Annotated in this window: 6 protein-coding genes and 1 pseudogene; 3 read left to right on the top strand and 4 right to left on the bottom strand. The window is 64.2% G+C overall.

All coding sequences use genetic code 11. The features are described 5' to 3' along the window. Together ACWELQ_RS35750 and ACWELQ_RS35745 are read right to left on the bottom strand one after the other, a co-directional pair. Nucleotides 1–270 (bottom strand): annotated as a pseudogene (locus ACWELQ_RS35750) (hypothetical protein); the annotation flags it as partial. A gap of 228 nt (nt 271–498) precedes the next feature. Continuing rightward, the gene (locus tag ACWELQ_RS35745; protein ID WP_452401435.1) at nt 499–606 is read right to left on the bottom strand and encodes a helix-turn-helix domain-containing protein; all 108 of its coding nucleotides are present in this window, start codon (nt 604–606) and stop codon (nt 499–501) included. A 502-nt stretch (nt 607–1,108) separates the two neighbouring features. Between ACWELQ_RS35745 and ACWELQ_RS35740 the strand changes: the two genes are divergently transcribed. The 3 genes from ACWELQ_RS35740 (at nt 1,109) to ACWELQ_RS35730 (ending at nt 3,476) form a co-directional block, all read left to right on the top strand. After that, complete coding sequence (locus ACWELQ_RS35740; protein ID WP_452401434.1) at nt 1,109–1,288, top strand: hypothetical protein; 180 nt, start codon at nt 1,109–1,111, stop codon at nt 1,286–1,288. Between the two features lie 1,349 nt (nt 1,289–2,637). Further along, nucleotides 2,638–2,970: a PadR family transcriptional regulator gene (locus tag ACWELQ_RS35735; protein WP_452401433.1), complete on the top strand. Its 333-nt coding sequence runs from the start codon at nt 2,638–2,640 to the stop codon at nt 2,968–2,970. After that, complete coding sequence (locus tag ACWELQ_RS35730; RefSeq protein ID WP_452401432.1) at nt 2,967–3,476, top strand: hypothetical protein; 510 nt, start codon at nt 2,967–2,969, stop codon at nt 3,474–3,476. Before ACWELQ_RS35735 ends, ACWELQ_RS35730 begins: the two co-directional genes overlap by 4 nt. Before the next feature lie 1,482 nt (nt 3,477–4,958). Here ACWELQ_RS35730 and ACWELQ_RS35725 read toward each other — a convergent pair. Both ACWELQ_RS35725 and ACWELQ_RS35720 read right to left on the bottom strand, forming a co-directional pair. Then, nucleotides 4,959–5,399, bottom strand: coding sequence for a hypothetical protein (locus ACWELQ_RS35725; protein ID WP_452401431.1), 441 nt, complete (start codon nt 5,397–5,399; stop codon nt 4,959–4,961). A gap of 78 nt (nt 5,400–5,477) precedes the next feature. Further along, nucleotides 5,478–5,887: hypothetical protein (locus ACWELQ_RS35720; RefSeq protein ID WP_452401430.1), on the bottom strand; the 410-nt coding region annotated here is incomplete at its 5' end.

The raw sequence follows: 5,887 nt of genomic DNA, 5'->3' as shown, positions 1-5,887 counted from the left end.
CACAGCCTCCAGGACCGCAGCAGCCGCTGCCGCCAGCTCGGAGTCACCGGCGACGCCTGCATCTTCGAGGTCTTCGGCCAATGACTGTTTCTTCGCGTCGGAGTTCGGTCTCCGCTCTACACCGCTGACATCCACGTTCCCATACTTGCGTGAGATCACGTTCTTCAGCGCTCCGTACGCATCCTTCACAAGCTGGGTTGCAGTTTCCTTCGCCCCCGCCAGGGCTCCTGCAGTTATCGCGGCAACCACAGCCGCTGTCACCGGATCCATCCCGACCGCCCCTCCTCTTGGAAACGCACAATCGTGCAGGACACAATCTAGCGCTGAAGGTACCGACTCGGCATGGTGTTGCACAGGTCAACGACGCCAATCTCCCCTCATACGAGGGGATTCCGGGACTGTGTGACTAGTTGTGCCATCTCACGAGGTTGGTGCCTTCGGTTTCAGGCAGACCAGCGTGGCGCCGCCGATGGTCGCGCTCGGCATGGCGGGGTTGCGCTACGGGGTGTGCTGCTGGTCGTGTCGTTCGGCGAGGTAGCGGTAGAGGGTGGCGCGGGAGACTCCGAACTCGTCGGCGACCTGTGCGACGGGTCGTTCGGCGGCCAGGGCGGCATGTACGGCGCGCAGCTGCTCCGGGGGGTGAGCTTGCGGGGACGGCCGGGGCGTTTGCGGTGGGCGGTCGCGATGTCGCGGGCGTGAGCGGCGCGTTCGCGCATGAACACCTGGTCCACGCGCGCGAAGGGGCGAGCATGGCGACGGCAGTCTCGCCCATCATCGAATCGCTGCTGCTGTCGATCGGGAGTGGATCCTTGAGGGTTTTGATTTCGATGCCTTGTTCGCGCAGGTCGTGCACGATGCTGAGGCATTGGCGCAGGTTGAAGCCAAGTCGGTCGAGAGTGATCGCAACCTTTTCCCGCGATGTCGTCCATATCCGCTTCGACGCACCACGCCGCAGTCGAGTTCCCTGTGCCGCAGCTTGTTTGACCAACACCAGACCGGACAGCTGGTCGCCCGGGGGTGTTGCGCACCCCTCGACTCCGGCTTCGGCACACTGGAACGCGGAAGCTGTTGCGCCACAACCGGCCACGCCATCCGGAGGAACATCATGATGAGGAACGAATTCGCCGCCCGCTGCAGGAAGTGCGGCGAGGACCTCGGCCCCGGGCAAGGCATCGTCCATACCCGCGGGCAGCACCGGCCCTTCCCGGTCCTGTGCGATCCGTGCATGACGGAGGTCGACGAGATTGACAGGGAGAACGAGAAATTCGACCGCGACCACGATGAATGACACCAGTGCGTGTTCGATTCAGCTCGAACACCTAGGCCGAGCTGCTCATTCGGGCGTGAGCGGGCAGCGCGAGTTCATCACTATGTCGTAATGAACTCTTGACGACACCAACACTGTTGGCGCGCGACAATCGGCGAGATGCGACCGGCGGCCGGGTGATCGGCCGAGCCCGCTCAATGACGGGCCCGTGGGCGAAGGCCCGGTAGAGGCTCGCGGCCGCCGCAGGCCTGCCGAGAACTCCGGTAGAGGCTCCCAGCTGGAGGGCGCCCTCCCCATGTCCCTTTTGGGAGGTCTGCCCCGCCGGCGAGGCGATGCCCTTCACACGGCCGCCAGGCCGTGGTGCTCTTCGGTCCGCAAGCGCACCCCTGGCTTGCTGTCTGTCCCTTCCGGTGTGGCCTGCCCCAGGCGGGCCGCGCCAGGTTCCGGGTGTCCAGGTGGAGCGCCCGCAGCGCAGCGAGGACGAACGACCTGGACGCGCGGGTTCTGGTGTGGCTCGCTCAAGGGTTGGCCACACCGGAAGGGACAGACAGCCCGCGCGCGCCGGACCGCGCGAGCGCAGCTCGCGGAAACCACGGCACCCGACGCGATCACGGCCACGGATCAAAACCGGCGGCCGCCAACGCGATAGGCCGCGGCACCCGAGCCCGGCGGCCCTGGACCGCCGCGTGCGAGCACGACGTGCCACCGGCCGGAGGTAACCCAAGCTAGCGACGCTGGCAACAGCGTGGCGAACAAAGGCCGCCCCGCGGCCGACTTCGACACGCTAGCCCGTCGCGAAACCACCTACCCAACGCAACATAACCACCGAAACGCAACCACCCACCCAACTTTGAAACCACTCCCGGCACCCTCCCTGACCTGTCCTCTGGATGTAATGGAATCCCACCCCACCCAATCCCAGATCTCGTGCACACGAAGTGGGTATGAGATCTGGGATTGGGTGGGGTGGGATGGAATGGAACGTTTACGCAGGTCAGGGAGGGTGCCGGGAGTGGTTTCTATCTGCGAAAAAGTGTGACGCCATGATCATGCTTTTTCACCACCAATTCAACACTCTTTCGCACCCGCCACAGACTCGGGGACACCAACGCCCAAGCTGAAACTCGTCTGCCACAAGCTGATAGCCCGCTCCCTCAGCGGCTCATTGTGTGCCACCTCCGGGCCAGCCTCAAGCGCGAAGGCGCCTGCGGCGTCGCTCCGCGATGGCCTCCGGCCACCTTCGCGCTTGACCCAGTCCCTACGGCGGCAATGCACGCTTTCGGAGGGAGCGGGCAAAAACCGAGCTAGCATCCGCGAGGGCCTGCTTCAGCCACCCTTGCGTAGTTTCTCTACATAGGTAGACTTTCTACATGCCCGAACCGCGGATCACCGGCCCTCTATTGAAGGTCCTAGACAAGCTGCTAGACGATCCCACTGCGTCGTTCTATGGATACGACCTATCGAAATCCACGGGCCTCAAGAGCGGGACGCTGTATCCGCTGTTGATCCGACTGGAAGACGTCGGCTGGCTCAAGAGCGGCTGGGAGAACCCAGATATCGAAGGACGGCCGCGCCGCCGCTACTACAAGCTGACCGCCGAAGGGCAGGTGGGAGCCCTTGCCGCCCTCCGCAGCGTGCCAGCTCCTTCTCCGGGCCGACTGGCGATGGGTTCCCTGCGACCGAATCCCGGGGGTGCGTGGTGATTGCAGCACTGACGACCGGCGGGGCAGCGCTGATCCTGCTCGTCCTGGGCGTGATCCTCAAGGAGGAGGTGAGCGGATGGGCCAATGCCCTACCACGCTTTCTGCTTCAGTCGGCAGCCAAACGAGTTGGACCCGAGTATCGAGACCGCCTCGAAGAGGAATGGCTCGCCGAGCTCGAATACATTCCCGGCGGCCCCGTAACCAAGACCGTATGGGCGTCCTACACGTGGCTCGGCCGGAAGAAGACCGCAAGAACACTCGCCGAAATCGCGCAGGAACGAGGCGTACAGGTCGAAACGACCACGACCATCGAAGCCAGCCCCTCCGCGGACGCGACCGTCCACAAGCCGCTACACCCCGACGTGGTGGCCTCGACCAAGACGATGAGCGTCGGAGTTGACGTGACACGGCTGTACCGCGAGGACCTCGTGATCATCGACGGTAGGAACACATTGATTGCTCAGATGAAAGCACCGCTCAAGAGCGACATCCCCCCAGGGGGTTAACGCAGAACGCCGAATACCCTTGCGGCCCAGCGAATCTGCTGGACCACACGGGCGGGCGATCAGCGCAAGGTCACGCTGCGAGCGGAGGGCATCTGCCATCGTTGTGGACACAGCCGCCAGCTCCGCCGGATGCCAGTCGAAGGCCTAGCCGCAACACCACGAGCGCTTCCTCGCTGCAACATCGACCTGATCAACAGCATTGGCTCGCGCTTCCAAATCTTCGGGTTAAATTGGTCAAAATTATCCCTTGACCAGCATCGACATTGCTAGCCGCGGCCGAGCCAGACAGCTCCAACTGCGCCGCATCAAGCGGACCAATCGACGCCGTTTTGGGTCAACTGCCCACACTGCACATACTGCTCACACTGCACATACTGCCCACAGTAAGATTCCCCAGAGACTGAAAAAGTATCCTGACCTGCGGATATGAACCTGACAGTGTTCTTGAGGTAGCTGCTTGCTCCGTCGGCTTCAGTCGCGACTGTTCGATCCACACTCACACCACAAAAACCGCCTGTTACCTGCGACGATTCGGTGTAGGGGTTCAAAATTTCATGGTCTCAGCGACCAAACTGATGAAACACAGAACTACTGGTTTCCGTGATTTATTGGCTATGCTTGACTGCGAGAGGCTGGATGCAAGATCCACTTGAGACCCTGCACCCAGCCATCGGGGAAGTGTTGGAGCGCCAACTCCGTACTTCCACTCGCTACCTACCCTCGGAAGTAAGGCCTCAGAGGTAGGTTGACACCATATGAAGAAGCAGCCTGGCGGCTGCACCTGCGGCTGCCAGGCTCTTCCCATGTTCGGACATGAGTTGATCCACTGCGGCGTAGGTACAAACCACCCGACCGGACCAGTCCATCACCCGCAGAGCGGGCTTGAGCGAGTCCAGCACGGCCCGGAGTCGACTCCGAGACCGTTCAGGTTCTCCTTCTTCAGTTGTCGAAGCAGGCTCGTGGAAATCCACGTCGCCTACCCCCTTTCGGCGTAGTTCCCAACCCGTCGGCGATTGCACGGCGAGCGAAACCACCCCGGCGGTTGCTCCGGAGTAGCTCCACGGGCCGAGCAAGCCCGAGGACGGGTCGTTCGCCGGGCCCGCATGAGACCCGCCAGAACCACGCCACGAGCAAGCTCCGCGCGGTGGCCAGACTTCCGTGCCGCCGCGGGCGCTTGCTCTTGAGGAGATCCTACGCGGCGAGAGGACGTTCTTTGTGATCCGCACACTGGAGCCAGACTCTTAGCGAGGCGAATCTTCCGGCGGGCCATCATGTTTCGGCAGCTCGGTACGACCGTTATGTCCGAAAGGTCTTCAAGAAGCCCTCAAGACTCACACCCGGAGTACGAGTGCCGCGACGAGCGGGGTACAGCCACAGAGCCCGATTGCGTGATACAGCTCACACCCTGTCGACGCCTTCGGGGCCCTGCATGCGAATGGCCCCCGGCCCAGGCTGGTCGGGGACCATTGGTAGGTCCGGGGGCTACGCCGCGGGCGGGATGTATCTGCCGCCGTTGTAGATTCGGCCGCCGCCACCGGGGACGGGGCCAACAAAGGAGAACCCTTCGAGGCGGCCGCCGATCGCCAGGGCCGCGCCGGCGGTGCGCAGCGCGTCGCGCAGGGCCTTCTGGACGTCGCGGTCCAGGCGCAGGCTGCGCAGGCCTTCGTCGTCCTCGTCGACGGGGGTGTCGATCGCCAGGATCAGGCTTGAGTCGATGACCGGGCGGCCGGTGGTCGGGGAGGTGGCGGGCTTGTTGTCGTGCCAGTACAGCGGCAGCCCCGCTTCGGTGGTGCGCTGGCGGCGCACCACGTCGACGATTTCGCCGGTGAGGGTGTCGCCGGGCTTGGCGACCTTGCTGAACGCCGAGCGGGCCGCGACGCTCATCAGCTCCGCGTTGATGAGGTCCAGGTCGTTGATGCTCATGATGGTTCCTTCCAAAGATGGTGATGGCGTGCGGGTTTCCGGGCGGGCGACGCTGGCCGCCCGGACGCGGGTGATCGGTCAGCGAACGACGGTCAGGACGCTGGTCGTGCCCTCCTCTCCCCCGGATTCGTCGGCACCGTGCTCAGTCTTGAGGCGGGCGACGATCCTGGCGACGGTGCCGTGGTGCAGGCCCACAACGGCACTGATTTCTCGGGTGGAGCGGCCCGCGAGGTGCTGCGCCCAGATGTAGGTGTCGCGGTCGGCTGTCGCCTCCCCGACAGCGGTTGTCGCTTCGGCGTCGCCCGCTGTCGCGCTGGTGTCGCCTCCGCTGTCGCCTGCCTGGTCGGAGGCGACAGTGGTTGTCGCCCCTGTGTCGGCAGGCGACAGTCGCAAATTGGGCTGTCGCGCCGCTGTTTCCGGGCTTGCTGCCGGGTGCTGGCTGGCGGGTTCCCGCAGCCTCAACTGCATGGTCGGCAAGGGCGCGGACC

This window comes from Nocardia sp. NPDC004722, from assembly GCF_053601505.1.
This window is presented reverse-complemented; position numbering and strand designations above follow the sequence as displayed.

Excerpts from the sequence above, each read along its gene's own strand:
- ACWELQ_RS35740 (WP_452401434.1), top strand. The coding sequence starts at position 1,109 with ATGAGGAACGAATTCGCCGCCCGCTGCAGGAAGTGCGGCGAGGACCTC.
- ACWELQ_RS35725 (WP_452401431.1), bottom strand. The coding sequence starts at position 5,399 with ATGAGCATCAACGACCTGGACCTCATCAACGCGGAGCTGATGAGCGTC.
- ACWELQ_RS35735 (WP_452401433.1), top strand. The coding sequence starts at position 2,638 with ATGCCCGAACCGCGGATCACCGGCCCTCTATTGAAGGTCCTAGACAAG.